Source organism: Cupriavidus sp. DL-D2 (assembly GCF_039710735.1).
In the GTDB taxonomy this organism is placed as follows: domain Bacteria; phylum Pseudomonadota; class Gammaproteobacteria; order Burkholderiales; family Burkholderiaceae; genus Cupriavidus.
Genome location: NZ_JBDKXK010000002.1, coordinates 218,424 through 244,170 on the forward strand (window position 1 = coordinate 218,424; position 25,747 = coordinate 244,170).

The 25,747-nt window shown below is 63.0% G+C and carries 25 protein-coding genes; 17 read left to right on the top strand and 8 right to left on the bottom strand.

Annotated elements, in window-relative coordinates; translation table 11 throughout:
* Nucleotides 1-2: 2 nt before the first annotated feature.
* Nucleotides 3-326, bottom strand: coding sequence for a ferredoxin FdxA (gene fdxA / locus ABDB81_RS02055; RefSeq protein ID WP_137923121.1), 324 nt, complete (start codon nt 324-326; stop codon nt 3-5).
* Between the two features lie 358 nt (nt 327-684).
* Here fdxA and ABDB81_RS02060 point away from each other — a divergent pair, with 358 nt between their 5' ends.
* The 6 genes from ABDB81_RS02060 (at nt 685) to rmuC (ending at nt 7,301) form a co-directional block, all read left to right on the top strand.
* Complete coding sequence (locus tag ABDB81_RS02060; protein ID WP_249359044.1) at nt 685-1,233, top strand: hypothetical protein; 549 nt, start codon at nt 685-687, stop codon at nt 1,231-1,233.
* A 55-nt stretch (nt 1,234-1,288) separates the two neighbouring features.
* Entirely contained in the window at nt 1,289-2,467 is a 1,179-nt protein-coding gene (gene pncB, locus ABDB81_RS02065; protein ID WP_137923120.1) for a nicotinate phosphoribosyltransferase, read from the top strand.
* A gap of 38 nt (nt 2,468-2,505) precedes the next feature.
* Nucleotides 2,506-3,198, top strand: coding sequence for a lactate utilization protein C (locus ABDB81_RS02070; protein WP_346809561.1), 693 nt, complete (start codon nt 2,506-2,508; stop codon nt 3,196-3,198).
* A gap of 233 nt (nt 3,199-3,431) precedes the next feature.
* On the top strand, nt 3,432-4,862 hold the full coding sequence (locus ABDB81_RS02075) for a sodium:proton antiporter (RefSeq protein ID WP_160472725.1): 1,431 nt from the start codon (nt 3,432-3,434) through the stop codon (nt 4,860-4,862).
* A 5-nt stretch (nt 4,863-4,867) separates the two neighbouring features.
* On the top strand, nt 4,868-5,863 hold the full coding sequence (locus tag ABDB81_RS02080; protein ID WP_346809563.1) for a D-glycerate dehydrogenase: 996 nt from the start codon (nt 4,868-4,870) through the stop codon (nt 5,861-5,863).
* 49 nt (nt 5,864-5,912) lie between these two features.
* Nucleotides 5,913-7,301, top strand: a complete 1,389-nt coding sequence (gene rmuC / locus ABDB81_RS02085) for a DNA recombination protein RmuC (protein WP_160472724.1) — start codon at nt 5,913-5,915, stop codon at nt 7,299-7,301.
* 57 nt (nt 7,302-7,358) lie between these two features.
* Here the strand turns inward: rmuC and ABDB81_RS02090 are convergent, their stop codons facing one another.
* The 5 genes from ABDB81_RS02090 to ABDB81_RS02110 all read right to left on the bottom strand — a co-directional run bounded on the left by ABDB81_RS02090 (nt 7,359) and on the right by ABDB81_RS02110 (nt 14,285).
* Nucleotides 7,359-7,640, bottom strand: coding sequence for a hypothetical protein (locus ABDB81_RS02090; RefSeq protein WP_137923115.1), 282 nt, complete (start codon nt 7,638-7,640; stop codon nt 7,359-7,361).
* 226 nt (nt 7,641-7,866) lie between these two features.
* On the bottom strand, nt 7,867-9,153 hold the full coding sequence (gene glp, locus ABDB81_RS02095) for a gephyrin-like molybdotransferase Glp (RefSeq protein ID WP_160472723.1): 1,287 nt from the start codon (nt 9,151-9,153) through the stop codon (nt 7,867-7,869).
* Nucleotides 9,154-9,181: 28 nt separating this feature from the next.
* On the bottom strand, nt 9,182-9,811 hold the full coding sequence (gene mobA / locus ABDB81_RS02100) for a molybdenum cofactor guanylyltransferase MobA (RefSeq protein ID WP_137923113.1): 630 nt from the start codon (nt 9,809-9,811) through the stop codon (nt 9,182-9,184).
* Between the two features lie 8 nt (nt 9,812-9,819).
* Nucleotides 9,820-10,944, bottom strand: coding sequence for a GTP 3',8-cyclase MoaA (gene moaA / locus ABDB81_RS02105; RefSeq protein WP_346809566.1), 1,125 nt, complete (start codon nt 10,942-10,944; stop codon nt 9,820-9,822).
* A gap of 227 nt (nt 10,945-11,171) precedes the next feature.
* A complete protein-coding gene (locus ABDB81_RS02110; protein ID WP_137923233.1) occupies nt 11,172-14,285 on the bottom strand; it encodes an Rne/Rng family ribonuclease in 3,114 nt (1,037 codons plus the stop codon).
* Nucleotides 14,286-15,264: 979 nt separating this feature from the next.
* Here ABDB81_RS02110 and ABDB81_RS02115 point away from each other — a divergent pair.
* Genes ABDB81_RS02115 through ABDB81_RS02130 form a run of 4 tightly spaced genes read left to right on the top strand, consistent with a single transcriptional unit; the run spans nt 15,265 to nt 18,583 of the window.
* Nucleotides 15,265-16,266: an RluA family pseudouridine synthase gene (locus tag ABDB81_RS02115; protein WP_346809685.1), complete on the top strand. Its 1,002-nt coding sequence runs from the start codon at nt 15,265-15,267 to the stop codon at nt 16,264-16,266.
* Between the two features lie 60 nt (nt 16,267-16,326).
* Nucleotides 16,327-16,986, top strand: coding sequence for an HAD-IA family hydrolase (locus tag ABDB81_RS02120; RefSeq protein WP_137923111.1), 660 nt, complete (start codon nt 16,327-16,329; stop codon nt 16,984-16,986).
* Entirely contained in the window at nt 16,979-17,362 is a 384-nt protein-coding gene (locus tag ABDB81_RS02125; RefSeq protein WP_137923110.1) for a Rieske 2Fe-2S domain-containing protein, read from the top strand. Before ABDB81_RS02120 ends, ABDB81_RS02125 begins: the two co-directional genes overlap by 8 nt.
* A 39-nt stretch (nt 17,363-17,401) precedes the next feature.
* Nucleotides 17,402-18,583 carry a S49 family peptidase gene (locus ABDB81_RS02130; protein WP_137923109.1) on the top strand — a complete coding sequence of 394 codons (1,182 nt, stop codon included), beginning with the start codon at nt 17,402-17,404 and terminating at the stop codon, nt 18,581-18,583.
* 48 nt (nt 18,584-18,631) lie between these two features.
* Here ABDB81_RS02130 and ABDB81_RS02135 read toward each other — a convergent pair whose 3' ends face one another.
* Nucleotides 18,632-19,363 carry an SAM-dependent methyltransferase gene (locus ABDB81_RS02135; protein ID WP_137923108.1) on the bottom strand — a complete coding sequence of 244 codons (732 nt, stop codon included), beginning with the start codon at nt 19,361-19,363 and terminating at the stop codon, nt 18,632-18,634.
* Between the two features lie 3 nt (nt 19,364-19,366).
* The gene (locus ABDB81_RS02140) at nt 19,367-19,966 is read right to left on the bottom strand and encodes a Maf-like protein (protein WP_137923107.1); all 600 of its coding nucleotides are present in this window, start codon (nt 19,964-19,966) and stop codon (nt 19,367-19,369) included.
* Nucleotides 19,967-20,131: 165 nt separating this feature from the next.
* On the opposite strand from ABDB81_RS02140, the gene ABDB81_RS02145 reads away from it, so the two are divergent.
* From ABDB81_RS02145 to acpP, 7 genes are all read left to right on the top strand, one after another.
* Nucleotides 20,132-20,746 carry a DUF177 domain-containing protein gene (locus ABDB81_RS02145; RefSeq protein WP_137923106.1) on the top strand — a complete coding sequence of 205 codons (615 nt, stop codon included), beginning with the start codon at nt 20,132-20,134 and terminating at the stop codon, nt 20,744-20,746.
* A gap of 121 nt (nt 20,747-20,867) precedes the next feature.
* Nucleotides 20,868-21,047 (top strand): 50S ribosomal protein L32, encoded by a 180-nt coding sequence (rpmF, locus tag ABDB81_RS02150; protein WP_008644820.1) that lies wholly within the window; start codon nt 20,868-20,870, stop codon nt 21,045-21,047.
* Nucleotides 21,048-21,236: 189 nt separating this feature from the next.
* The gene (gene plsX, locus ABDB81_RS02155; protein ID WP_346809569.1) at nt 21,237-22,316 is read left to right on the top strand and encodes a phosphate acyltransferase PlsX; all 1,080 of its coding nucleotides are present in this window, start codon (nt 21,237-21,239) and stop codon (nt 22,314-22,316) included.
* A gap of 52 nt (nt 22,317-22,368) precedes the next feature.
* The gene (locus ABDB81_RS02160) at nt 22,369-23,349 is read left to right on the top strand and encodes a beta-ketoacyl-ACP synthase III (RefSeq protein ID WP_137923104.1); all 981 of its coding nucleotides are present in this window, start codon (nt 22,369-22,371) and stop codon (nt 23,347-23,349) included.
* Nucleotides 23,350-23,422: 73 nt separating this feature from the next.
* Nucleotides 23,423-24,358 (top strand): ACP S-malonyltransferase, encoded by a 936-nt coding sequence (gene fabD / locus ABDB81_RS02165; RefSeq protein ID WP_137923103.1) that lies wholly within the window; start codon nt 23,423-23,425, stop codon nt 24,356-24,358.
* A gap of 20 nt (nt 24,359-24,378) precedes the next feature.
* Complete coding sequence (fabG, locus tag ABDB81_RS02170) at nt 24,379-25,128, top strand: 3-oxoacyl-ACP reductase FabG (RefSeq protein ID WP_346809571.1); 750 nt, start codon at nt 24,379-24,381, stop codon at nt 25,126-25,128.
* A gap of 168 nt (nt 25,129-25,296) precedes the next feature.
* Nucleotides 25,297-25,536, top strand: a complete 240-nt coding sequence (acpP, locus tag ABDB81_RS02175; protein ID WP_008644813.1) for an acyl carrier protein — start codon at nt 25,297-25,299, stop codon at nt 25,534-25,536.
* Nucleotides 25,537-25,747: the final 211 nt, after the last annotated feature.

Sequence of the window (25,747 nt, forward strand, 5' to 3'; positions counted from 1 at the left end):
TCTTATCGCTGCAGGTACTGCAGCTTGTCGGTCGCGTCCTTCCATTCCTCGGCCTCGGCCAGCGGGGCCTTGGTCTTGGTGATGGACGGCCAGCTGCGCGACAGTTCGGCGTTCAGCTCGATGTATGCCTGCTGATCGCCGGGGACGTCTTCCTCGGCGTAGATCGCGTTCACCGGGCATTCGGCCACACATACGGCGCAATCGATGCACTCGTCGGGATCGATGGCCAGGAAGTTCGGGCCTTCGCGGAAACAATCGACCGGACACACATCAACGCAGTCGGTGTAACGGCAACGGATGCAGGCTTCGGTGACAACGTGAGTCATTTCGGTTCCAGAAAAACGGATCGGTCTTCGATGGGGATTTGTCCAGGGCCGCTTCTTGCCGCCGCTCTTGCGAAGTTGCCCGCTACGCGTCGAACGACGTGTATGTCAATCGGGGTAACTTGGGGCGAACGGGGGCCGTGGCCTTTCAAAGACCGATATTGTAGCTGAGCCACTCCGCAAGGATAGCGAGTCTATATAGCCGGGTAAGATAGTTTTCTTATTTCTTTATGTACTTTCCATCCCCTCCGGTGCCGAAATCGGCCCGCCATGCGGTTTTCGGGCGGTTGACTGGTCGCGGAGCCCGGACGGAAAGACTACTATTCCCACGTCTCATGCGTGGCTATCTGGAGAGTGAAACGTGACCGGACGAGCGAAGTTGGCCATGGCGGCGCATACCGTGCTGGGCGTGCTTTGTGGCGTAGGCATCATGTCGGCCAGTTTGGTCACTGTGCCGGCGATGGCGCAGTCGCCGCAGGCAGCGGTGCCTCGGGGCGACATGGCAGGCAGCGTCGTCTCGCGACTGGTGGCCTCGCGTGCACAGTCGGACCAGCCCGTGGCACTGGCGTCCCTGACAACGTTCGAATGGGACAGCTTCAGCGTGGAACGTACACCGGCCGGTGTCGCGATGGCCAACTGCAACCGCGACGGGCTGGTGCCTTGCGAAAAAGATCTCCAGCCGTCGCCCGATACCTTGATCCAGGTCCTTCGCTTCGATCAGGCGGGCAAGGCGGTTTATCAGGAGCGGATCATCGTGGCATCGGGCAACTTTGCCGAACCGCTGCCCGCCGCAGTGCCGCGCGGCCAGGCCATGCTTGTCACGTGCGCGGACGGGCGGGGCGGGCAGCTCTGGTGCCTGCAATCCGCGCCGCGTGCGCCATTGCGACTCATGGGACTCGATGGCGCGTGACTTTCGGTTAGCATGAGGGCCTGTCATCGGCACGCCGTGCGCCCCGCCCCCCGCTATGATCATTCGCTCCCTGCTCGACACCGACCTGTACAAATTCACGATGATGCAGGTGGTGCTGCACCATTTCCCGCAGGCCCAGGTCGAGTACCGTTTCAAGTGCCGCAACGTGGGCGTGGACCTTACGCCCTATGTCGATGAGATCAGGGCCGAGCTTGCCAGCCTTTGCGAGTTGCGTTTCAGCGACGACGAGCTGGAGTACCTGCGCGGCATGCGCTTCATCAAGAGCGATTTCGTCGATTTCCTGGCGCTGTTTCACCTGAACGAGAAGTACGTGATGGTGCAGCCATCGCCGTCGGGCAACGGCGAGATCGACATCGAGATCCGTGGTCCGTGGCTGCATACCATCCTGTTCGAGATCCCGCTCCTGGCCATCGTCAACGAGGTGTATTTCCGTCGGACGCAGCCGCAGCCCGATCTGCAGGAAGGGCGCCGCCGGCTGGAAGAGAAGCTGGACCTGCTCAAGGTGCCGCAATACACAGACTGCGTGATTGCCGACTACGGCACGCGCCGCCGCTTCTCGCGTGACTGGCAGGAGGAGGTTCTCCTGTCGATGCGATCGATCCTTGGCCCGCAACTGGCGGGCACCAGCAACGTCCATTTCGCGCGGCTGCACAACATGACGCCGCTCGGCACGATGGCGCACGAGTACCTGCAGGCGTGCCAGGCGCTGGGGCCGCGACTGCGCGATTCGCAGGTCTACGCGCTGGAGAACTGGGCGCGCGAGTACCGTGGCGATTTGGGCATCGCGCTTTCAGACACCTATGGGTTCGATGCCTTCCTGCGTGATTTCGATTTGTTCTTTTGCAAGCTGTTCGATGGCGTACGCCACGATTCCGGCGATCCGTTCGAATGGGGCGAGCGCATGCTGGCTCACTACGCGGCCAACCGCGTGGATCCCCGCAGCAAGACGCTCATCTTCAGCGACGCATTGCATATCCCGAAGGTGATCGAGCTCTACGAGCGGTTCCGGCACCGCTGTAAGCTCGCATTCGGCGTAGGAACCAACCTGACCAACGACCTGGGCTACACGCCGTTGCAGATCGTCATCAAGATGGTCCGCTGTAACGGCCAGCCCGTTGCCAAGCTTTCGGATACCCCGGAGAAGACCATGTGCGACGACCCCGGCTACCTGTCTTATCTGCGGCAGGTATTCGAGGTCAGCGCGGGTCGCTGATCGATTCATCGTACAAGCCGTTATCTCTACACATCGACATGGAAACCAACGACGCCCGTGACCGCATCTTTGCCCGCATCCGTGCCGCCCAGGGCAGGGGCGCGAAGGTGACCGATGGCGAGCGCCAGGCGGTGGCCGACTATCTCGAGCGTCATCCGCAAGGACCGCAACCCGCCATCGATGGCGATCTGGCTGAAGCATTCAGCCTGCAGGCGCAGAAGATGGCGTCGACCGTGGACCGCGTTGCCACGCTGGCCGATGTGCCGGGTGCCGTGTCGCGCTATCTCGATGGCCTGAAACTCGTGCGCCGCGCGGTGGTGTGGGCCGCTCTGGAAAACCTGCCATGGGCCGAGTCGGGACTGACGGTGGAATGCCGTCCGCCGCTGCGCGATCCGCAGGGAGATCGGGATCATGGCGATCTCGTTGGCATCACAGGGTGCTTCGTGGCGATTGCCGAGACCGGCTCGCTGATGCTGCTGTCAGGGCCCGACACCTTTGCTTCGGCAGCGCTGCTGCCCGAAACGCACATCGCGGTGGTGCCGGTCTCCCGCATCGTCCCGAATCTGGAAGCAGCCTTTGCACGCATGCGCGCCGAGCACGGCCAGTTGCCGCGCGCCACCAACATCATCAGCGGTCCCTCCCGCACCGGAGATATCGAACAGACGATCGTACTGGGTGCGCATGGCCCGTATCGGGTCCACGTGGTGCTGGTGGAGCAGGATGCCGTGTGAAGGGCGACATGACCCAATACCGCAGCCGGATACATTGAGACCTTTCTCAAAGGGCTTTGCTTTACACTGACCGCTTCGTTGCGCGCTGACGTTCCACGCCCTGGTGAAAATCCGGACGCGCGCGCGTTTCGTCATCCAGTTCATCGCCGGCAACGCCTGGGAAGTCCCAGGTCCGCTGCGTTTCACGCACGACGGGCCGCGCGAGTGGTTCAAGAATAAGGAGTCCTCATCCGATGCGTCGTGTTGTCACGCTGCTTCCTCAGATTCTGTTTGCCTCGACATTGCTGTTTCCTGCGTGGGCGCAGGCGGCGGATCTCGACGGCGCCACGCTTTCCGCAGTCTGGGGCGTGCCCTTCGCCGGCACTCTCCTTTCGATTGCCCTGTTCCCGCTGATCGCGCCGAAGTTCTGGCATCACCATTACGGCAAGGTCGCGATGGCCTGGGGCGCACTGTTCCTGGTCCCGTTCGCCATGCAGTTCGGCCTGCACACGGCTGTGGCCAACACCGTCCACGCGCTGCTGGGCGAATACATCCCGTTCATCGTGCTGCTGACCGCGCTCTACGTGGTGGCGGGCGGCATCTGCGTGCGCGGCAACCTGCATGGCACGCCGAAACTGAATACGACCATCCTGGCGTTGGGCACGGTACTGGCCAGCCTCATGGGCACCACGGGCGCGGCCATGTTGCTGATCCGCCCGCTGCTTCGCGCGAACGATAACCGCAAGCATGTGGCACATGTAGTGGTGTTCTTCATCTTCCTCGTAGCCAACGCCGGCGGTGCGCTGACGCCGCTGGGCGATCCGCCGCTGTTCCTGGGCTTCCTCAAGGGTGTGGAATTCACCTGGACGCTGCGCAACCTTCTGCCGGAGACGTTGTTCATCTGGGTTGTGCTGCTGAGTCTGTTTTACTTCGTTGACCGGCATTACTTTCTGAATCGCGAGGAGGAGTTGCCGCGTGGGCAGGACCCCACGCCGGACTCGGCGGGCATCCGCATCGATGGCAAGATCAATTTCCTGCTGCTCGTGGCGGTGGTTGGTCTCGTGCTGATGAGCGGACTCTGGAAGCCCGGTGTCGTCTTCGACGTGATGGGCACGGAGGTGCCGCTGCCGGCGCTGGTGCGCGATGTGTTGCTGGTGATCGTGACGATCCTGTCGTTGATCTTGACGCCGGCGTCGGCGCGCAGTGGCAATGAGTTCAACTGGGAGCCGATGCTCGAAGTGGGCAAGCTCTTTGCCGGCATTTTCCTGACCATCATCCCTGTGATCGCGATGCTCAAGGCCGGTACGGACGGCGCATTCTCCGGTGTGATCCGTACGGTCAGCGACAGCAATGGGCAGCCCATCGACAGTATGTATTTCTGGGCCACCGGCATCCTGTCGTCGTTCCTCGATAATGCGCCGACCTATCTTGTATTCTTCAACACGGCCGGCGGCGACGCCGCTACGCTGATGACGCGCGATGCCTCTACCCTGGCGGCGATTTCGGCCGGCGCCGTGTTCATGGGCGCGAATACCTATATCGGCAACGCGCCCAACCTGATGGTGAAAGCGATTGCGGAGAGCCGCGGCGTGCGCATGCCGAGTTTCTTCGGCTACATGGCGTACTCGTGCGCCGTGCTGGTGCCGCTGTTCCTGCTGATGACGTTCCTATTCTTCCGAGTCTGACTACCATGAAGCCCTCCGTCCTGGTGACCCGTGCCATCTTCCCCGATGTCATCGAACGTCTTTCGCAGTATTTCGATGTCGATGACAACCAGCAGGATCTGGTGCTGGATGCCGCGGCGCTACGCACGCGGCTGGCCGGCAAGGCTGGCGTGCTGGCCAATGCCGCCGATCGGATCGATGGAAATGTGGTTGGCGCGCTGCCGCAGTTGCGTGCGGTCTGCAACATGGCGGTGGGCTACAACAATCTCGACCTGCCGGCGTTGACGGCGGCGGGCATTGTCGCGACCAATACGCCCGATGTGCTGACGGAAACCACGGCCGATTTCGGATGGGCGCTGCTGATGGCTACGGCGCGGCGGGTGACCGAGGGCGAGCATTATCTACGGGCCGGCAAGTGGGAGCGGTGGAGCTACGACATGCTGGTCGGCATGGATCTTCATGGCAGCACGCTCGGCATTCTCGGCATGGGACGCATCGGGCAGGGCCTGGCGCGCCGTGCGTCAGGCTTCGACATGCAGGTGCTGTATCACAACCGCAGTCAGTTGCCCGCCGAGATCGAACAGTCGCTCAACGCACGCTATGTCAGCAAGGCCGAGCTACTGCAGCAGTCGGATCACCTCATCCTGGTGTTGCCGTACAGTGCGGAGAGTCACCACACCATCGGCGCGGCGGAACTCTCGCAAATGAAACCAACGGCCACGCTGGTGAATCTGGCGCGCGGCGGTATCGTCGATGATGCGGCACTGGCAGCAGGGTTGCGCGCGCGCACGATTTTCGCGGCAGGGCTGGATGTGTTCGAAGGCGAGCCGAGCGTGCATCCCGACCTGCTGACGGTGCCGAACGTCGTGCTGACGCCGCATATCGCAAGCGCCTCGGAGAAGACGCGACGCGCAATGGCCAATCTGGCGGCGGATAACCTGATTGCAGCGCTCGATCTGGGCCCGCAGGCGGGCAAGCCGCCGACCGTCATCAATCCCGACGTCATGGTTCGTCGCCGCTGAAAGCTTGTCGTTGATACCTCATCGCTGACATCACCCGCTCTTCCTCTCCATGTCCTTGATTTCGTGGCTCACGCTCGCAGCCGCCATCGTCTCGGTGGTACTGCTGGCGATCCTCCTTGTGCGCATGCCCCGCAAGGGGTCTGCCGACCTGTCACCGCAGCTTGGCGAACTGCGCGACGACGTGCGCGAAGACACGTCGCGCGGTCTTGAGCGGCTGGAGCGCGAGTTGCGTCTGGAGTTGGCAGAGATGGCACGGGGCAATCGCGGTGAGGCGGGCCAGCAGATGCTGCGTTTCCAGCAGCAACTGTCGGCGCAATTGACAAGCATCGCCACGGTGCAACAGCAGCAACTGGCGCAGATGTCCGAGTCCAACGAGCGACGGCTGGCCGATGTGCGCGCCACGCTCGAACAGAAGCTCCGCGATATCGAGGCCAACAATGCGGCCAAGCTCGAAGAGATGCGACGCACCGTGGACGAGAAGCTGCATGCCACGCTGGAGCAGCGGCTGGGCGAATCGTTCAAGCTTGTCTCGGATCGGCTGGAACAGGTGCACCGCGGGTTGGGCGAGATGCAGGTGCTGGCGCAGGGCGTGGGCGATCTCAAGCGGGTGCTGACCAATGTGAAGTCGCGCGGAACCTGGGGCGAAGTGCAGCTCGACATGCTGCTTGAGCAGGTGCTGACACCGGAGCAGTACGGCAAGAATGTGGAAACCGTGCGCAACTCGGGCGCACGCGTGGAGTTCGCGATCCGGCTGCCGGGCCGCGATGCCGGTGCGGCGCCGGTCTGGCTGCCGATCGACGCCAAGTTCCCGAAGGAGCAGTACGAGCGATTGATTGACGCGCAGGAACGCGGGGATGCCGAGACCGCCCAGGCAGCCAGCCGTGAGCTGGAAGTGGCCGTGCGGCGCGAGGCTCAGCGCATCGCCGAGAAGTATCTGTCGCCACCGGCGACCACTGATTTTGCAATCCTGTTTCTGCCGACCGAGGGACTTTATGCCGAAGTACTGCGCCGCCCCGGATTGACCGATCAGTTGCAGCGCGATTTCCGTGTGACCGTGGCGGGTCCGACAACACTGACGGCCCTGCTCAACAGCCTGCAGATGGGATTCCGCACGCTGGCGCTGGAAAAGCGGTCAAGCGAGGTCTGGGAGGTGCTGGGCGCCGTAAAGACGGAGTTCGGCAAATTCGGTGAAGTACTCGCCAAAACGCGCGATACGCTGGTGCGCGCCGCGCGCAATATCGAGCAGGCGGAAGTCCGTACGCGGCAAATGGAGCGCAAGCTGCGCACCGTGGAGGCATTGCCGGGAGAGTTGGCGGAGCAGTTGCTGGGCACGTCCGGACCGGTGGCGCCGGACGAAGCCGGTCAGATGGTCGGAGCAGCTAGTTCGCAGGAAGCCGTGCAGGAGAGCGGGGAAGGGCAGGAAGACCGCCTGGTCTGATCCGATGGCGGTCCGTCTGTGCTGCGGAGGCGACGGCGCGGGATGACTTGCGCGCGACTACTGCCGATCTTCGGGGGTGAGTTCGCGGATGTGAACTTCGATGCCGCCGAATCGGGCAGCCACCCAGTTATAGGCGCGACAGCCGAGCCACAGCAGGCCAAAGCCGATCAGCGCGTTCAGGATCAGGGCCGTGAAGACCGCGATGCCGGGCAGATCACCGTAGCGTACAAACGCCACAAACAGGCCCATGGCGACGATTGGTACCGAGAAGCACAGATACACAAGCACCAGCGCACGAGCTGTCTTGACGGGGTGGAGATAGGCGATCTCCTGGTTCATGACGACAGACACAATGTTGGGGGAAATCGGTTTTTCGTGGTGCAAGTGTAGCGACTGCAAAGTACGTCGCATAGTCTGCCTGACTGGCAGAGCAGGCATTTTAGGAATCGGTGCGTGCTTTCCGCGCAGAGTGCGGCACAAATACGACACCGCACACGAGAACCGAAAGCGCGGTATTGCTTAGGCCGCGCGTTGGTCGTTCCGCCAAGCGGCCAGACACTGCCGGTCAGACCAGCCCGTCGAACAGCATTACGCTGACCAGGTCGCCAGCCGCCACCGATGTTTGATCGTGATCAAGCACGATAAAGCCGTTGGCCTCGCTCATCGAACGCAGCACTCCCGAACCCTGTTCGCCTGTGACGCGGACTTCCAGTTCGCCGTCCGGACCGGGTGCCACAATGCCGCGTTGGTATTCGGTACGGCCCGGGCGTTTCCGAATCGGCGTAGCGCTGCGTACGCGGATGCGCGGCAACGGCGCCACATCGGCCCCCATCAGTCGGTGCAGCGCGCCGCGCACGAAATTGTAGAAGGTGACCATCACGGCTACCGGGTTGCCTGGCAATCCGAACAGCACGGCTTCATGGCCGCCCGAGGCAATCCGGCCAAAGGCCATGGGCCGGCCGGGCCGCATGGCAATCTTCCAGAAACTGACGTCTCCGAGACGGGCCATGATCTGCTTCGTATAGTCTGCATCGCCTACCGATACACCCCCGGAAGTGATGACGGCATCGGCAACTTCGCAGGCGGTGCGGAATGCAGCTTCCATGATTTCCGGATCGTCGCGCACCACGCCCATATCGATCAGTTCGACATTGAGTCGTTGCAGCATGCCATGCAGGGTGTAGCGGTTCGAATCGTAAACGCAGCCAGGGTCCAGCGTTTCGCCAATCGAGCGCAGCTCGTCACCCGTGGAGAAAAACGCGACGCGCAGGCGCCGGCGTACCTTGACCTCGGCCACGCCGAGAGAAGCCATCAGGCCCAGGTCTGCCGGGGTCAGGATGCGGCCGGCCCGCAAGGCGGCTTGTCCACGCGCCAGATCCTCGCCTTGACGACGGCGGTTGTCGCCAGCACGAACCGCGTCCGGGCGAAATCGAACTTGATTGCCACCGGCCTGGATCTCGACGAATTCCTGTGGAATGACGGTGTCGCAGCCCGCCGGCATGACCGCGCCAGTCATGATGCGCACGGCCTGTCCCGCCTTTGCTTCGCCATCGAATGCATTGCCCGCATACGCGGTGCCGCTGACTTCCAGGACGACATCGCCATCGCCTTGATTCAGCATCGCGCCGGCAAACGCGTAGCCGTCCATGGCCGAGTTGTCGTGTGCGGGCACGTCGATCGACGAGATCACGTCGTTGGCCAGCACACGCGACAACGCCGAGCGGATCGGCAATTGCTCGATGCCGCGCACGGGCTCGATCACATCCGCAATGATGGCGTTGGCCTGGGTGACGGGTAGCGCCGTGGGGTCGTAGTCAGACTGGCAAGAGATGACGGATTGCAGGGAAGGCATGGTGGATGGCGTAGATTTGCGCCGCGGCTCAGGGCCGGGGCGCCGGCTCGCGAGGGCGGCTTGAGGTTTCGTGCGCGCGCAGTTCGTCGAGTGTGTTGATGTTCGCGAACGCAGATGCGTCCTCGAACGGCACCTGCGCCAGATGCTGCGCGGTCAACCACGTTTCTATCTTGCGATGTCCCGCATCGACATAGGTGCGCAGACTGGCGGCGGCGCTCACTGGCATCAGGCAGAACACAGGCTGCAGACGGTGGCGGCCATCGGCTTCCTTGACCAAGGGGATCGCCATGTCGGCGCCTTCCATGTCAATGGCACGGGCCAGGCGCTCGACCAGATCAAGCGGCAGGAACGGGGTATCGCACGGTGCGGTGACCATCCAGCCCGTCTTGCATTGGGCCAGGGCGGCGAGCATGCCGGCCAGCGGCCCGGGAAAATCCGGGATGTCGTCTTGGATCACCGGAATGCCGAACGTCGCATAGATCTCGGCATTGCGGTTCGCGCTGATCAATTGCGCACCTGTTTGCGGCGCCAGCCGTGCGATCGTGTGCCGGACCATCGGTCGGCCGAGGAATGGCTGCAGTCCCTTGTCCGTGCCGCCCATGCGGCTGCCGCGCCCACCGGCGAGGATCAGGCCCGTGATGTCATCCCGCTCGATCATCCGCCGACTCATCCACCGATGTACGACATTTCGATCTTCCGCTCGGCCCGCGCAGCACGTACTGCGGGGTTGCTGCGTTGTTCTGAATAGTTGTCGGTGCGCCCCTGCCAGACCTGGGCGATGGCGTTGCCGATTTCGAGGTCGCTGTGTCCGCCGCGCAGCAACGCGCGCAGGTCATAGCCCTCGGTCGCAAACAGGCAGAGATACAGCCGGCCTTCGGTGGACAAGCGAATGCGGCTGCAATCGCCGCAAAACGCATGTGTAACGCTCGAAATCACGCCGATCTCGCCGCCGCCATCGCGATAGCGCCAGCGCTCGGCCGTCTCGCCCGAGTAGTTGGCCGTCAGGGCTTCAAGCGGAAAGACCTCGTCGATCCGGCGCACGATCTCGGCGGAGGGCAGGACCTCGTCCATCTGCCAGTGATTGCTGGCGCCTACATCCATGAATTCGATGAATCGGACGATGATGCCGCTGTTTCGGAAATGGCGCGCAATTGGCACGATCTCCTGATCGTTGGTGCCGCGCTTGACCACCATGTTGACCTTGATCGGCGCGAGTCCAACGGACTGCGCCACCTCGATGCCGTGCAACACATCGCGCACGGCGAAGTCCACATCGTTCATCTTGCGGAACGTGGTGTCGTCGATGGCGTCAAGGCTGACCGTGACACGGCTCAGGCCCGCGTCTCGCAACGACTGCGCCTTGCGCGCGAGCAGCGAGGCATTGGTGGTCAGCGTCAGGTCCAGCGGCTTGCCGGAGGGCGTCTCGATGCGCGCGAGCATCTCCACAAGACGCTCGATGTTCTTGCGCAGCAGCGGCTCGCCGCCAGTCAGCCGGATCTTCTCGACACCCTGGGCGACAAACAGCCGTGCGGCGCGCTCGATTTCCTCGAAGCTCAGTAGTTCGGAATGCGGCAGGAAGGTGTAGTCCTTGTCGAACACTTCCTTCGGCATACAGTAGACGCAACGAAAATTGCAGCGATCTGTCACCGAGATACGCAGGTCATGCAGTGGCCGGCCACGCGTATCCGCGACGAGCCCGGTCGGTGCAGACAGGCGCAAAGGGATGCTCGGCACCATCGACTTGTATCGGTGGTCGCGCATGTCGAAAATCGGAATGACAGTGTCGGTCATGGCTGGTCTGGCCGCTGCCGTCAGGGAGTGGGGACCCGGCTGGTTGCGGTGCGGCGTCTGCCGCCATTCTAGCCGCAAGCCGAAGGACGACGCGCGCGCTTGTCTCATCTGCAATACAGTTTGCAGGTGGGCATGGGGATACAGCGCCGGGATGCCGCCCATCACCTGGGTCACCAACGAAAAAGGGGACGGCATTGCCGTCCCCTCGTCACAACGTGCGCCGCAGCTTATTGCTGTTGCTGCTGTTGTTGCTGCGCCGTATCGCGTTGCTGGCCGCCGGTTTCCACCAGGACCATCGGACCTTCCGGCAGCGGCGGCAGCGGCTTGCGCTCGCGCACCACCCGTGCAGCCGGGGCGACGCGTGCGGCGGCTTCCTGCGCTGCAGCATGTTTGCTGGAGTCCGTTTCGACCCACTGCAGGCCTGCAGCCTCAAGCATCGGCTCCAGTGCGACATCCGTCTTCGGCGTTGCCTGAACTGCTGCAGGTGCTGCAGCGGCCACCACGGCGGCTTCCACAGCCGGAACCGGGGCAGGCGCCACATCAGCCGTCACGATGACTTGCTCAGGGACGACCGGTGCCGTAGCAACCGCCGGAGCCTCGACTGCCGGAGCCGCTACCGGTGCGGGTGCAACATACGCCGGCGCAGGCGGCACCACGGCTTCCGCCTGGGGCGTTGCAACGGCTGCGAACACGGGCTCGGCAACCGGCGCCTGGACAACTGGCTCGGCGCGAGCCACGGGAGCGGACTCTACGTGCTGGGTCGGCGAGGCAACCTGAGGTGCCGGGGCTGCCGCCGATGCCGGCGTTGTCACCGGCTCCGAATCGGACTCCGATTCCGTCACGCCGCTGCTGACTTCCGCCAGATTGGCCTCATTGACTTCAAGGTTCTGCGCGCCATCTTCGCGTTCGCGACGATAACGATTGCGACCACGACGGTTACGGCGACGACGTTCTTCGCCTTCCGTACCTTCCGCACCTTCGAATGCTGCCTCGGTGCCCTCGGCACCTGCCGGGATGTCGGTTGCAGCGCTGTCGGTATTGACGGCGTAGGCCGGCGCAGCCTGGGCGGCTTCGAACGCGGTCTGCTGTGCAGCCTGGCCTTCGGTCAGCGTTTCGTCGGTCTCGCGACCTTCGGCCCGTTCACGCTGGCGTTCGCGCTGGCGCTCGCGGCGTTCCTGGTTGCGTTCGCGACGACCTTCCTGACGGCCTTCGGTGCGCTCGCCCTGAACCACGGCCGGAGTGGCCTGGCCTTCACGCGGTGCGCGCGGCTGGCGTTCGCCACGCGGTTCGCGCGGTTCACGGGCCTCGCGCGGCTCACGTGCTTCACGCGGTTCGCGTTGTTCACGTGACTCGCGTTGCTCGCGCTGTTCACCGCGCTGCTGATCGGAGCGCTCGCCACGCTGGCCGCGACCCTGGCGTTCGCCACGCTCGCCTCGGTCACCGCGCTCGCCGCGCTGTTCACCACCGCGCTCGCCACGGGCCTGGCGGCCTTCGCCGCGCTCACCACGCTGGCCACGGCCTTGACGGCCTTCGCCGCGTGCCGGCGATTCAACTGCCGGTTTGACCGGCTCTGCCACGGGAGCAGGTGCCGGCGTTGCGCCGAACAGACTCTTGAGCCAGCCGATGATGCCGCCGCCCGTGACGGGCTGCGTAGCCGGCGTCGGGCGTGCTGCTGCATCGGGCTTTGGCGCACGTTCCGCGCGCGGTACCGAGACCGGGGCCGGAGCGTCAGGCGTGATGCCCTTGACGGCCGCTTCCTGGCGCGGACGTGCATCTTCCTTCTTGCGGCTGCTGTAGCTCGTGTCGGCTTCGAGTTCCTTCGCAGCCGCTTCCGCCATGCGATAGCTGGCGGTGGAGTCTTCCAGGCGCGGATCGTCGTGGCGCAGGCGTTCGAGCTTGTAGTGCGGCGTTTCCAGATGCTTGTTCGGGATCAGCAGCACATTGACCTTGAAGCGCAGTTCGATCAGGTTGATGTCCTGACGCTTCTCGTTCAACAGGAAAGCGGCCACTTCCACCGGCACCTGGCAGTGAATGGCGGCCGTGTTTTCCTTCATCGCCTCTTCCTGGATGATGCGCAGCACCTGCAGGGCGGACGATTCGGTATCGCGGATGTGACCTGTTCCATTGCAGCGCGGGCAGGTGATGTGCGAGCCTTCCGACAGCGAAGGACGCAGGCGCTGGCGCGACAGTTCCATCAGACCGAAGCGGCTGATCTTGCCCATCTGCACGCGGGCGCGGTCGTGGCGCAGGGCGTCCTTCAGACGCGTTTCCACGTCCTTCTGGGCCTTGCCGGACTCCATGTCGATGAAGTCGATCACGATCAGGCCGCCCAGGTCGCGCAGGCGCAGCTGGCGGGCAATCTCGTCGGCGGCTTCCAGGTTCGTGCGCAGCGCGGTTTCCTCGATGTCCGCACCCTTGGTGGCGCGGGCCGAGTTCACGTCAACCGACACGAGGGCTTCGGTATGGTCGATCACGATGGCACCGCCAGAGGGCAGCATCACCATGCGCGAGTACGCCGATTCGATCTGGTGCTCGATCTGGAAACGCGAGAAGAGGGGCACGTCGTCCCGGTACTTCTTCACGCGGTTCATGTTGTCGGGCATCACCACGCTCATGAACGCGCGGGCCTGCTCGTGGATTTCGTCGGTGTCGATCAGGATTTCGCCAATGTCGGGCTGGAAGTAATCCCGGATGGCGCGGATGACAAGGCTGGACTCCAGATAGATCAGCAGCGGCGCCTTGTTGTCACCGGCGGCGCCGTCGATGGCCTTCCACAGTTGCAGCAGGTAGTTCAGATCCCATTGCAGCTCTTCGGCGGCACGGCCGATACCGGCGGTGCGCGCGATGATGCTCATGCCTTCCGGCACCTGGAGTTGCGCCATGGTCTCGCGCAGTTCCTGGCGATCCTCGCCCTCGATGCGGCGCGATACGCCGCCGCCACGCGGGTTGTTCGGCATCAGCACCAGGTAGCGGCCGGCGAGCGAGATGAACGTCGTCAGGGCAGCGCCCTTGTTGCCGCGTTCTTCCTTCTCCACCTGGACGATCAGTTCCTGGCCTTCGTGCAGCGCATCCTGGATGCGCGCATTGCGCACGTCCACGCCGTCCTTGAAGAAGGCACGAGCCACTTCCTTGAACGGCAGGAAGCCGTGGCGCTCTTCGCCGTAGTTGACGAAGCACGCCTCGAGCGACGGCTCGATGCGGGTGATGACACCCTTGTAGATGTTGCCCTTGCGCTGTTCGCGCCCGGCAGTCTCGATGTCGATGTCGATCAGTTTCTGACCATCAACGATGGCGACGCGCAGTTCTTCCTGTTGCGTCGCGTTGAACAGCATGCGTTTCATCGCAATACCTCGCTCCAGTGTCGCGGGAGATCGATGGGTCATGAGGGGATCATGCCCGCGACGGTCCAGGGAGCACGCGAGGAAAGAGAGCGAGGTCGGGAGAATTGCCGGAATTGCCGGCGCGCAATGCACGCGGCCGGCTGGGCGCGGGTGAAAGGAGAGGCTGTGGGCGTTCTGGCTCCCGCAAACGATGCGGGCGGTCCGCCGGATCGGGAGAGGGCAAATGGGCCTGCTCCTGATGCAACGGCTTCTGGCGGATGCCGGCGGGGCGGGCGACGGGAAGGTGTCCGTGCCAGTGGCACAGGTCTACGCTACCAATCGCTGCCGGGCCGGGATGGCCAGGACGCGTCAAAGAGCAACTTATCCGGACGCGGCAAGGCTTGCCGAGTCAATCCGACCTGTACCGCGTTCGGGCGCGCCGCTGCTTCTTGGCGTTCTGCGTCCGGGCGCCAGTGCCGCCTTGCCGGATGACGGCAAAGGGCGGCAAGTCGCGGCCGATACTTCAGGTCGGGTGACAGGGTTACCTGCCGGGGCCGGCACCGATTCCCGGTGCGGGCGGTCTTCTCTCACCGTTGCGGATGCCATGCTGCGGCATCCGCATTGAATTCTTTTCTGCCTGAACACTCTGTTTCCACGTGTCGGCCGGCTTTTGCCGAAGGCGCCTCTGGGCGACTTCCTGCGCGCCAGCGCAACGCGTGCGTGCTGCTGTTTGCCACCATTTGCCCGTCTGGCGCCTTGCGGGGTACGCAACATGCGGGAGACGGGCCGGGTCGATGGCAACCCGAAGTGTAAAATGCGGAATCTTGCGCGGATACTGGTGAGACTACCCAAGACAAGGCTTGGTGTTTCTCGCACATTCCGTACCGGCCTGCCGCAAACCTGGCAGGTACATACGATCCGGATTCGCGCCAAACATCGCTTACACAAAGTCGCGCGTTGCCGGTCCTTGGCCAGCAACAGCCGGGAAATTATATTGAAAATGAATGAGTTACGCCATCAAATTGAAACGGAGCCGCAATCGCGTCCCGCCGCGCTCCAGGTGGCGTATGTCACGATCGATGAAAGCGCCGATGGGCAGCGCATCGACAACTTCCTGCTGAAGATCGCCAAGGGGGTACCGAAGAGCCACATCTATCGGGTGCTGCGCTCCGGCGAGGTACGCGTCAACAAGGGGCGCATAGATGCAACCTATCGGTTGCAGATTGGCGATGTGGTGCGGATTCCACCGATGCGCGTGGCGGAGAAGGCCGCAGACACGGGCCAGCACGTGCCGGCTGGCGAGTTTCCGGTGTTGTTCGAAGATACCCACCTCTTGGTCATTGACAAGCCGGCTGGCGTGGCGGTGCATGGCGGATCGGGCGTGGCGTTCGGTGTTATCGAGCAGTTGCGCCGGGCGCGACCCGAAGCGAAGTTCCTCGAACTGGTTCATCGGCTGGATCGCGAGACATCTGGCGTGCTGGTGCTCGCCAAGAAGCGGTCAGCGCTGGTGAACCTGCACGAGCAGATCCGTGGCAACGGCATGGACAAACGGTACTTCGCCTGCGTTGCCGGCGAATTCCAGAACGCACGGCAACATGTAAAACTCCCTCTATATAAATACAGCACTGCGGACGGAGAGCGTCGGGTCAGGGTGCAGGCCGATGGCTTGGCGTCACACACGGTGTTCAACCGGGTGAAGTCGTTCGAGGGTTACACGCTGCTGGAAGCAGAGCTGAAGACCGGCCGAACGCACCAGATTCGTGTCCATCTGCAGTCCATCGGCTTTCCGATCGTTGGCGACGACAAGTACGGTGACTTTGCGCTGAACAAGGCACTTTCACGCAGCGGTGTTCGTCCCGGCATCAAGCGAATGTTCCTGCACGCCCACCGCCTGACGCTTACGCATCCGAGTACGGGCGAGCCAATGACCGTCTCGGCGCCGTTGCCCGCCGAATGTGTTGATTTTCTGCAACAATTGAAGCAGATCGACGGCGCGGCCTGACGGCTGGGGCGCACCGTCCAACATCCTTCTGCACACTTTCCGCATCGACCAAGGACCGCAATGGCCAGGCAGCGCTACGACCTGATCGTTTTCGACTGGGATGGAACCCTGATGGATTCCACGCCCACCATCACCAAGTGCATTCAGTTGGCCAGCCGTGACCTGGGGCTGCCAGTGCCCGACGACAGCGCGGCCAGCCATGTGATCGGACTCGGTCTCAAGGACGCGCTGTCGTACGCAGTGCCATCGCTCGATCCCACTGACTATCCGCGTCTGGCCGAACGCTATCGCTTTCACTTCCTGACCCGCGACGCTGAACTCGTGCTGTTTCCAGGCGTACGGGAAATGCTCGAAGCGTTGCACGCGGAGCACTATTTCCTCGGTGTGGCCACCGGCAAGACCCGCGTGGGCCTGGAGCGCGCGCTGGCCAGCACCGGCCTGGGCAAGCTGTTCGATGCCACGCGCTGTGCCGATGAAACATTCTCGAAGCCGCACCCGGCGATGTTGCACGAGCTGACCCGAGAACTGGGCCAGGACATCGAGCGCACGGTCATGATCGGCGATACGACACACGATCTGCAGATGGCCGCCAATGCTGGCGCGCAAGGGCTTGGCGTCTGCTATGGTGCGCATCCCGCCGATTCGCTGCGTGCGATGTCGCCGGTGCATTGCGCTACGTCAATTGCCGATTTGCACGATTGGTTGCTCGCGAATGCCTGAAGGACTGTTTGCGCCTCGCCGGCTGTGCGCGGCGAAAGCCCTGGCCGAAGGCGGTGTGGGCGTGCGCTTCACGGTGCGGCTCAACGCGCGTGAGGTCGGTGCGTTTGTGGTGCGCTACGACGGCGTTGCCCATGGCTACCTGAACCAGTGTGCCCATGTCCCCATGGAGCTGGACTGGCAGGAGGGACAGTTTTTCGACAGTGCGGGCATATACTTGATGTGCGCGACACATGGCGCGACCTACGCGCCAGACACCGGCCTTTGCGTAGGCGGCCCTTGCCGGGGCGCCGCGCTGGCCAAGCTTCATATCGAGGAACGCGAGGGTGCAGTCTACTGGCACCCCGAGGCTCCCTTTCTGCCGCCCGACGCCAGTTGAAGCCGGGCGGTTTTCCGTCAGACGCCTGAGTCTATTTGCATGACAGAACAGCAAAAACCGCCATCATCCGATTCCTCCGATCTTTCGGGTCAACCATCGGGTCAAGCCGGGCAACATCCCGAGGGATCCCCCGCCAGCGAAAGACTGGAGACCGTACGCCGCGCCGACTATCCGCTGGAGCAGGAACTGCAGGACAGCGAGGCAGCGGCCCGGCGCGAAGCCGATGATCGGCGCGCGCGCATGGCAGGCAAGGGCGGTGTTCCGGTGGGTTCCGGCAGTGGCGGTGGTTGGGAGCGCGATGTGCTCGAAAAAGTGTTGATGGCCACGCTGCGCGAGCAGCGCGCGGCCCGTCGCTGGAAGATTTTCTTCCGGCTGGTGACTCTGGCCATCCTCGCGGTGATCGTCTTCGCCGTCTTCGATTTCAAGGGCGATGGGCTGGCCAGTACCTCGGGCCGGCACACGGCGATGGTCACGCTGGAGGGTGAAATCGCGGCCGGCACCCCTGCCAGCGCGGAGTCCATCAATGCATCGCTGCAGGCGGCGTTCGCCGATACCAACGCGGCAGGCGTCATCCTCAAGATCAATTCGCCGGGCGGTTCGCCGGTGCAGGCCGGCATCATCAACGACGAGATTGCTCGCCTGCGCAAGACCTATCCGGACAAGCCGTTCTACGTGGTTGTCGAGGAGATCTGCGCGTCGGGTGGCTATTACGTGGCAGCGGCGGCTGACAAGATCTATGTCGACAAGGCCAGCATCGTTGGCTCCATCGGCGTGCTGATGGATGGGTTCGGTTTCACCGGTCTCATGGACAAGCTCGGCGTGGAGCGCCGGCTGTACACGGCAGGTTCAAACAAGGGCATGCTCGATCCGTTCTCGCCGCAGGTGCCGCGTCAGAAAGCCTATGCGGAGTCGATGCTCAAGGAAATTCACCAACAGTTCATCAACGTGGTGAAGGAAGGGCGCGGCGATCGGCTCAAGGACGATCCGGAACTGTTTTCGGGATTGTTCTGGTCCGGCGAACGGGCCGTCGAACTGGGCTTGGCCGATGGTCTGGGTAGCGCGGACTACGTAGCGCGCGATGTGCTCAAAGCCGAGGACATCGTTGACTACACGGTCAAGGAAAACGTTGCAGAACGTGTGGCCAAGCGGTTTGGTGCGGCAATGGGTTCGGCAGCGATGAAGGTGATGCTCCTGAATTCGTCCGCGCCGTCGGTACGGTAAGTGGGCAAGCCCTCCCCGGCAATTGGGGAGGGCGGTGAGAGTGCGGACTTACTGCGCCAGCAGCGAGAAGATCGCGGGCCGTTTGTGCAGCGACAGGCGCTCGGGTCGCCAGGCCGAGATCGGCAGCGTGACGATGGCTTCCGTTGGCAAGGTCAGGTCCACGGCGATCGACAGCAATGTCGTGCCCGCGCAATGCTGGCGCAGCGCATCGAGTAGCGCGCCGTTCCGGTAGGGCGTTTCGATCCACACCTGTGTCTGACGTGCCTTGCGCGAGTGATGTTCGAGTTCGCGCAGCTTCTTGATGCGCTCGCCAGCGTCCACCGGCAGATAGCCGTTGAATGCGAAGCTCTGGCCATTGAGTCCGGAGGCCATGACTGCGAGCAATATCGAGCTTGGCCCAACCAGGGGCCGCACCGTGACGCCAACCGTGTGGGCCAGCCGGACGAGGTCCGCACCGGGATCGGCCACGGCCGGCACGCCCGCTTCGGACAGCAAGCCGCCATCGCGGCCGTCTGCAATCGGATCGAGCAACGCGGCCAGTTCCTTTGCCTTCGTATTGACGTTGAGTTCGCGAATCTCGATCTGCTGGATTGGATGCGTCAGCGGGCTGGTCTCGCCCAGTTTCTTCAGGAACGCGCGCGCGGTTTTGGCATTTTCTGCGACAAGGTAGTCCAGCCGTGTGGCGACTTGCTGGACGCCCACCGGAATGACATCGGCCAGGGGGTCGGCTTCGTCGCGCTTGCCCAGCGTATTGGGAATCAGATATAGCGTGCCGGCCATTGCTCAGGCTCCAAAGAAGGGGTATCGGGTCTGGCGCAGCATGCCGGTCAGCGCGATCAGCGGCAGGCCAATCAACGCCGTGGGGTCATCGGATTCCACGCGGGACAGCAACGCGATGCCTAGCCCTTCGGCCTTGGCGCTACCGGCGCAATCGTAGGGCGTCTCGATGCGCAGGTAGGCATCGAGTTCGGCGTCGGAGAGATCGCGGAACGTGGCGCGGGTTTGTACATCGGCCAGTTGTGCCACGCCGCTGCGGCTATCCAGCAGGCACAGCGCCGAATGGAACGTCACGGTGCGGCCGCGCATCAGTTGGAGTTGCGCCAGCGCATTCTCATGGTTGCCGGGCTTGCCGATCTGCATGTCGTCGAGCGTGCAGACCTGATCCGAGCCAATGACCAAGGCGCCGGGATGGCGCGCGGCAATGGCCTCGGCTTTCAGTCGTGACAGCCGGAGCGCCGTGGCTTCCGGTCGCTCGCCGGCCAGTGGTGCTTCGTCAATATCGGGCGTGGCGGTCTGAAAAGGTATGCGCAGGCGCGCCAGCAACTCCCGGCGGTATGGGGAACTGGAGCCAAGGATCAGCGTAGGTAAATTGTCGGAGGACATGTCAGGCCAGGCTCAGGTCGGTTTCGTTTTGTATACTTTGACGGGTTGGCTGTTTACGCCGTATAATCGCGCGTTTGGCTGCACAGGCGCATTCGTTATCGAGCATTCTCGATAACCGCTGCCGGCGAGTTGTGGCAAACAAGGCATTTTCCCAATTCCGTCTGTATGAGTCAGCCGACCCAGCCTGCGGCGTCCGCCGCGGCCTTCGATTTGCATGAAACCGATCTCTTCGCCTTTTGCCGCAAGGGTGGCAACGTGGTGGGAGACTTGGCTGTGCGCGATTTGCCGCGCATCTTAGCCGAGACGGCTGCCGATGCGCCAGCGTCGGCCCGGGACGAAACGTTCCGGTACACGCTGACTGGGTTTGCGAAGGATGAGGCGGCAGAGCCGGGCATGGCGGCTACGCAGCGGCTGTACGTCGACGTGACGGTAAGCGGACGTGTGTGGCTGGATTGCCAGCGATGCCTGCAGGTGTACGCCGAACCGGTGGCCACGGACATGCGGTTCGAGGTCGTGTCCACCGAGGAAGCGGCGGAAGAGGCATCGATGGATGATGATGAGGTCGATGTCATTGTCGGCTCGAAGAAATTCTCGGTGCTTGAACTATTGGAAGACGAGGTGCTGCTGGCATTGCCGACAGCCCCCAAGCATGTGACCTGTCCGACCGTTCACGACTCGCTCGTGACCGGCGCGGACGGTGAGGTGGAGCCTGAGGCGCCACCAGAAGAAAAGCGGCCATCGCCCTTTGCGGCGCTGGCTGGCCTGAAGACGAAGCACTGATGCCGCATGGTGCGGCCGGAAGTTCGTTTTCACGGTAGCAGGTCAAGCACCCAGCCGGGCCCCGGCTACGCCTTGCGCAGGGTGCGTGTGTTAATATCGCAAAATTCTCGAAGGAGTCATCATGGCTGTTCAACAGAACAAGAAGTCGCCGTCCAAGCGCGGCATGCATCGTTCGCACGACCACCTGTCGGTCGCACCGCTGGCCGTCGAGCCGACCACCGGCGAAACGCACCTGCGTCACCACGTGAGCCCGAACGGCTACTATCGTGGTCGCAAGGTCATCAAGACCAAGAACGACTGACCAGGTCGTCAGGCGTGACCCTGTGTCTCGCTCGCGCACGTTGTCAGGTGTAAGACAGGAAAGCGGCAAGCTCGTTGCCGCTTTTTTGTTGGGCGCTCGGCGCTCGCACGACGGCGTATCCGCGCGTCCGGCTGCTTGTGTTCCCGACCGATGCGGCGGGTGCCGACGCGCTTTCCGTATCAGGAAACAATGACGATCAAGCTCGCTATCGACTGCATGGGCGGCGATCACGGAGTGTCCGTGACGGTGCCGGCGGCGATCAGTTTTCTATCCAGTCACGACGATGCCGAAATGATCCTGGTCGGCCTGCCCGACGCTATCGGTGCGCAGCTCAAGAAGCTGAACGCTGTGGATCATCCGCGAGTCACCATCGTCCCGGCTACCGAGATCATCACCATGGATGATCCGGTGGAGGTGGCGCTGCGCAAGAAGAGAGACTCTTCGATGCGCGTGGCCGTGACGCAAGTCAAGGAAGGCACCGCAGGCGCCTGCATCTCGGCCGGCAATACCGGCGCGCTGATGGCGGTCTCGCGCTATGTGCTGAAAACGCTCGAAGGCATCGAGCGGCCGGCCATCGCCACCACGATTCCGAACGAACAAGGCTGGGGTACCACGGTGCTGGACCTTGGCGCCAATGCCGATTGCGAGCCGGAGCATTTGCTGCAGTTCGCCCGGATGGCCGAGGCCATGGTGTCCGTGGTGGACCACAAGGACCATCCGACCGTGGGGCTGCTCAATATCGGCGAGGAAGTGATCAAGGGCAACGAGGTGGTCAAGGCTGCCGGCGAACTGCTGCGCGCTTCCGAACTGAATTTCTATGGCAACGTGGAAGGCAACGACATCTTCAAGGGCACGACCGATATCGTGGTCTGCGACGGGTTTGTCGGCAACGTGGCGCTCAAGAGTACCGAGGGCCTGGCCAAGATGATCGGCAGCATGATCAAGGAAGAATTCACGCGGTCGTGGTTCACCAAGTTGCTGGCAGGTGTGGCGATGCCCGTGCTGTCGCGGCTGGCGCGTCGCCTGGATCCCGCCCGCTACAACGGCGCTTCGCTGTTGGGCCTGCGCGGGCTGGTGATCAAGAGCCACGGTTCCGCCGATGCCCATTCCTTTGAGTGGGCTATCAAACGCGGGTATGATGCCGCCAGAAATGGCGTCATCGAACGCATAGCGAAGGCTTTCGCCAACAAGTCCGGTGCCTCAGGCGCCGCGGCGGGCGGGCCAGAGAACGACGCACCGGACCCACATTCCGATACACGTGCCGCCTGAAGCCGATCGGCCGCTGCGGGCAGGCGGCCGGGCACCACGATCCGACACTCTCATGACCAAGTACGCAAAAATCATCGGTACGGGGAGCTATCTGCCCCCGCGGCGCGTGACGAATCACGAGCTGGCTGTGCAGCTGGCCGAAAAGGGTATTGAAACGAGCGACGAGTGGATCGTCTCGCGCAGCGGCATCTCGGCACGCCATTGGGCCGAGACCGACGTTACGTCGAGTGACCTGGCTGTCAAAGCGGCTGAGCAGGCGATTGCTGCGGCCGGTATCGACCGCCAGGATATCGACCTGATCATCGTCGCCACGTCGACACCCGATTTCGTGTTCCCCAGCACCGCCTGCCTCGTGCAGCAGAAGCTCGGCATCACGAACCATTGCGCGGCGTTCGACCTGCAGGCTGTGTGCTCGGGCTTTGTCTATGCCATGTCGACGGCGGACAAGTTCATCCGCAGCGGCTCGCACAAGAACGTGCTGGTGATCGGTTCGGAAGTATTCTCGCGCATCCTCGATTTCAACGATCGCACCACCTGCGTGTTGTTCGGTGACGGTGCAGGCGCAGTGGTACTCTCGGCGTCCGACGAACCGGGGATCCTGTCGTCGGCCATGCATTCGGACGGCAGTCATGTGGATATTCTCTGCGTGCCGGGCAATGTGTCGGGTGGCGCGATTGCAGGCAATGCCTTCCTGCACATGGATGGTCAGGCTGTGTTCAAGCTGGCCGTGACGGTGCTGGACAAGGTGGCACGCGAAGCCATCGCGGCCGCCGAGCTGCAAGCCGACGATATCGACTGGCTGGTGCCGCACCAGGCCAATATCCGCATCATGCAGGGCACGGCCAGGAAGCTCGGGCTGCCGGCCGAACGCATGGTGTCCACGGTGCAGGAGCACGGCAACACGTCGGCGGCTTCGATTCCGCTGGCGCTCGATGTGGCTGTCCGCGATGGCCGTATCAAGCCGGGACAGACCGTGCTGCTGGAAGGCGTCGGTGGCGGTTTCACCTGGGGCGCGGTACTGCTGCGCATGTAATATGCGGCCGGCATGATGTTCCAGGTGAACGATGTGCCGCCCCGACAAGATGAATAGCTAGGACTGGATCCCGATGAAATTCGCATTCGTATTCCCCGGCCAGGGTTCGCAGGCAGTTGGCATGCTGAACGCGTTCGCAGACAACGCCGTGGTGCGCGCCACGCTCGAGGAAGCTTCCACCGCGCTGGGCCAGGATATCGGCAAGCTGATCGCCGAAGGTCCGGCCGAAGAACTGAACCTGACGACGAACACACAGCCGGTGATGCTGACCGCCGCCGTGGCCGTGTACCGGGCCTGGCTGGATGCGGGCGGTGCCGTGCCGGCGCTGGTTGCAGGCCACAGCCTGGGTGAATATTCGGCCCTGGTTGCTGCAGGTGTCATTCCGTTTGCAGACGCCGTGCCGCTGGTCCGTTTCCGCGCACAGGCCATGCAAGAAGCCGTGCCGGTGGGCGAGGGCGGCATGGCCGCGATTCTCGGTCTCTCCGACGATGATGTCCGTGCTGCATGCGCAGAAGCTGCAGCCGCAGGTGCCGGCGTAGTGGAAGCCGTGAACTTCAACGCGCCGTCCCAGGTGGTGATCGCCGGGCACAAGGGAGCCGTCGAAAAGGCTTGCGAGATTGCCAAGAGCAAGGGCGCCAAGCGCGCACTGCCACTGCCGGTCTCTGCGCCGTTCCACTCGTCGCTGCTCAAGCCGGCTTCCGATCGCCTTCGCGAACGCATGGCTGGCCTGACATTCGCCACCCCGTCGATTCCGCTCGTGAACAACGTCGATGTTGCCATCGTCAACGATCCGGCACAGATCAAGGATGCGCTGGTCCGCCAGGCGGCCGCGCCGGTGCGCTGGGTCGAGTGCGTGCAGAAGTTCGCTGCCGAAGGTGTGACGCACGTCATCGAATGTGGCCCGGGTAAAGTGCTGGCAGGTATGACCAAGCGCATCGACAGCACCCTTGTTGGTGGTGCAATCTTCGATCCGGCGTCGCTGCAGGAAACGCTGTCGCTGTTGAAGTAAGAACAAGGAACGGACGCAACATGAGCAAGACTCTGGAAAATCAGGTCGCGCTGGTGACCGGTGCATCGCGCGGCATTGGCCGGGCGATCGCGCTCGAACTCGCACGTCAGGGTGCAACGGTGATCGGTACGGCCACGAGTGAATCGGGTGCTACTGCCATTGGCGAATACCTGGCGGCCGATGGCCTGAAAGGCCGTGGCGTGGTGCTGAACGTCAACGACGCCGCGCGTTGTGACGCGGTGATCGAAGAGATTGTGAAGACGCATGGCGGCCTGGCGGTACTGGTGAACAACGCCGGTATTACGCAGGACCAACTGGCCATGCGCATGAAGGACGACGACTGGACGGCGGTTATCGATACGAACCTGACGGCGGTGTTCCGTCTGGCCCGTGCCGTGCTGCGTCCGATGATGAAGGCCCGCGGTGGCCGCATCATCAACATCACGTCGGTGGTGGGCTCGACGGGCAACCCGGGCCAGATGAACTACGCGGCCTCAAAGGCTGGCGTCGAAGGCATGACGCGTGCGCTGGCCGCCGAGATTGGCAGCCGGAATATCACCGTCAATTGCGTGGCGCCTGGTTTCATCGATACCGACATGACTAAGGTATTGTCGGAAGAGCAGCATGCGGCACTGAAAACCCGCATTCCGCTGGGCCGACTTGGACAGCCGGAAGACATCGCGAATGCGGTGGCCTTCCTGGCAGGTCCGCAGGCCGCCTATGTCACGGGCACTACGCTGCACGTGAATGGCGGCATGTATATGAATTGATTGCGGAATCCGGTCCGGTTTCGAGGGAGAAGCCGAAAGAAGCCGGCCAAAGCTGTCGTTTTTCAAACCAATCGGGCGCGAATCTTGCAAAGCTAGTCAGGCAGATTTTTTGCGGTACAAACCTGCTAAAATGCGCCCACTTTTTGTCGAACTTCCCTGGAGGGTTACATGGACAATATCGAACAACGCGTCAAGAAAATCGTGGCTGAACAGCTTGGCGTGGCCGAGGCAGATATCAAGAACGAATCGTCGTTCGTGAATGACCTCGGTGCAGACTCGCTGGACACGGTTGAACTCGTGATGGCGTTGGAAGATGAATTCGGCATGGAAATTCCTGATGAGGAAGCCGAAAAGATCACGACCGTGCAACAAGCTATCGACTACGCTACCGCGCACGTCAAGGCTTAAGCCGTCGTCATCGAATTCCGAGCCACAGAAGGCGCACGGGCGGGGCCGTTACGGTCCTGTCGTGATGTTTTCTGTGGCTTTCGTCTGTTTGAAGAAGTTGAGCTGTAAAAGATCCCCAGCCAGATGGAGCCGCGCGAGATGCCAGTCATCCTAACGGCAGGTTTGGCCAGATCCTGAGTCATTGCAGTTCCGCTTCACACACTCGTGGGAA

What these genes read in the sequence shown, in the direction of transcription:
- ABDB81_RS02140 (WP_137923107.1), bottom strand. Translation starts at nt 19,966, where the DNA reads ATGTCCTCCGACAATTTACCTACGCTGATCCTTGGCTCCAGTTCCCCA.
- fabD (WP_137923103.1), top strand. Translation starts at nt 23,423, where the DNA reads ATGAAATTCGCATTCGTATTCCCCGGCCAGGGTTCGCAGGCAGTTGGC.
- ABDB81_RS02110 (WP_137923233.1), bottom strand. Translation starts at nt 14,285, where the DNA reads ATGAAACGCATGCTGTTCAACGCGACGCAACAGGAAGAACTGCGCGTC.
- ABDB81_RS02125 (WP_137923110.1), top strand. Translation starts at nt 16,979, where the DNA reads ATGCCTGAAGGACTGTTTGCGCCTCGCCGGCTGTGCGCGGCGAAAGCC.
- pncB (WP_137923120.1), top strand. Translation starts at nt 1,289, where the DNA reads ATGATCATTCGCTCCCTGCTCGACACCGACCTGTACAAATTCACGATG.
- ABDB81_RS02075 (WP_160472725.1), top strand. Translation starts at nt 3,432, where the DNA reads ATGCGTCGTGTTGTCACGCTGCTTCCTCAGATTCTGTTTGCCTCGACA.
- ABDB81_RS02120 (WP_137923111.1), top strand. Translation starts at nt 16,327, where the DNA reads ATGGCCAGGCAGCGCTACGACCTGATCGTTTTCGACTGGGATGGAACC.
- fdxA (WP_137923121.1), bottom strand. Translation starts at nt 326, where the DNA reads ATGACTCACGTTGTCACCGAAGCCTGCATCCGTTGCCGTTACACCGAC.
- ABDB81_RS02130 (WP_137923109.1), top strand. Translation starts at nt 17,402, where the DNA reads ATGACAGAACAGCAAAAACCGCCATCATCCGATTCCTCCGATCTTTCG.
- mobA (WP_137923113.1), bottom strand. Translation starts at nt 9,811, where the DNA reads ATGATCGAGCGGGATGACATCACGGGCCTGATCCTCGCCGGTGGGCGC.
- plsX (WP_346809569.1), top strand. Translation starts at nt 21,237, where the DNA reads ATGACGATCAAGCTCGCTATCGACTGCATGGGCGGCGATCACGGAGTG.
- ABDB81_RS02135 (WP_137923108.1), bottom strand. Translation starts at nt 19,363, where the DNA reads ATGGCCGGCACGCTATATCTGATTCCCAATACGCTGGGCAAGCGCGAC.
- ABDB81_RS02160 (WP_137923104.1), top strand. Translation starts at nt 22,369, where the DNA reads ATGACCAAGTACGCAAAAATCATCGGTACGGGGAGCTATCTGCCCCCG.
- ABDB81_RS02145 (WP_137923106.1), top strand. Translation starts at nt 20,132, where the DNA reads ATGAGTCAGCCGACCCAGCCTGCGGCGTCCGCCGCGGCCTTCGATTTG.
- glp (WP_160472723.1), bottom strand. Translation starts at nt 9,153, where the DNA reads ATGCCTTCCCTGCAATCCGTCATCTCTTGCCAGTCTGACTACGACCCC.
- ABDB81_RS02080 (WP_346809563.1), top strand. Translation starts at nt 4,868, where the DNA reads ATGAAGCCCTCCGTCCTGGTGACCCGTGCCATCTTCCCCGATGTCATC.
- acpP (WP_008644813.1), top strand. Translation starts at nt 25,297, where the DNA reads ATGGACAATATCGAACAACGCGTCAAGAAAATCGTGGCTGAACAGCTT.
- fabG (WP_346809571.1), top strand. Translation starts at nt 24,379, where the DNA reads ATGAGCAAGACTCTGGAAAATCAGGTCGCGCTGGTGACCGGTGCATCG.
- ABDB81_RS02090 (WP_137923115.1), bottom strand. Translation starts at nt 7,640, where the DNA reads ATGAACCAGGAGATCGCCTATCTCCACCCCGTCAAGACAGCTCGTGCG.
- rmuC (WP_160472724.1), top strand. Translation starts at nt 5,913, where the DNA reads ATGTCCTTGATTTCGTGGCTCACGCTCGCAGCCGCCATCGTCTCGGTG.
- moaA (WP_346809566.1), bottom strand. Translation starts at nt 10,944, where the DNA reads ATGACCGACACTGTCATTCCGATTTTCGACATGCGCGACCACCGATAC.
- ABDB81_RS02115 (WP_346809685.1), top strand. Translation starts at nt 15,265, where the DNA reads ATGAATGAGTTACGCCATCAAATTGAAACGGAGCCGCAATCGCGTCCC.
- rpmF (WP_008644820.1), top strand. Translation starts at nt 20,868, where the DNA reads ATGGCTGTTCAACAGAACAAGAAGTCGCCGTCCAAGCGCGGCATGCAT.
- ABDB81_RS02070 (WP_346809561.1), top strand. Translation starts at nt 2,506, where the DNA reads ATGGAAACCAACGACGCCCGTGACCGCATCTTTGCCCGCATCCGTGCC.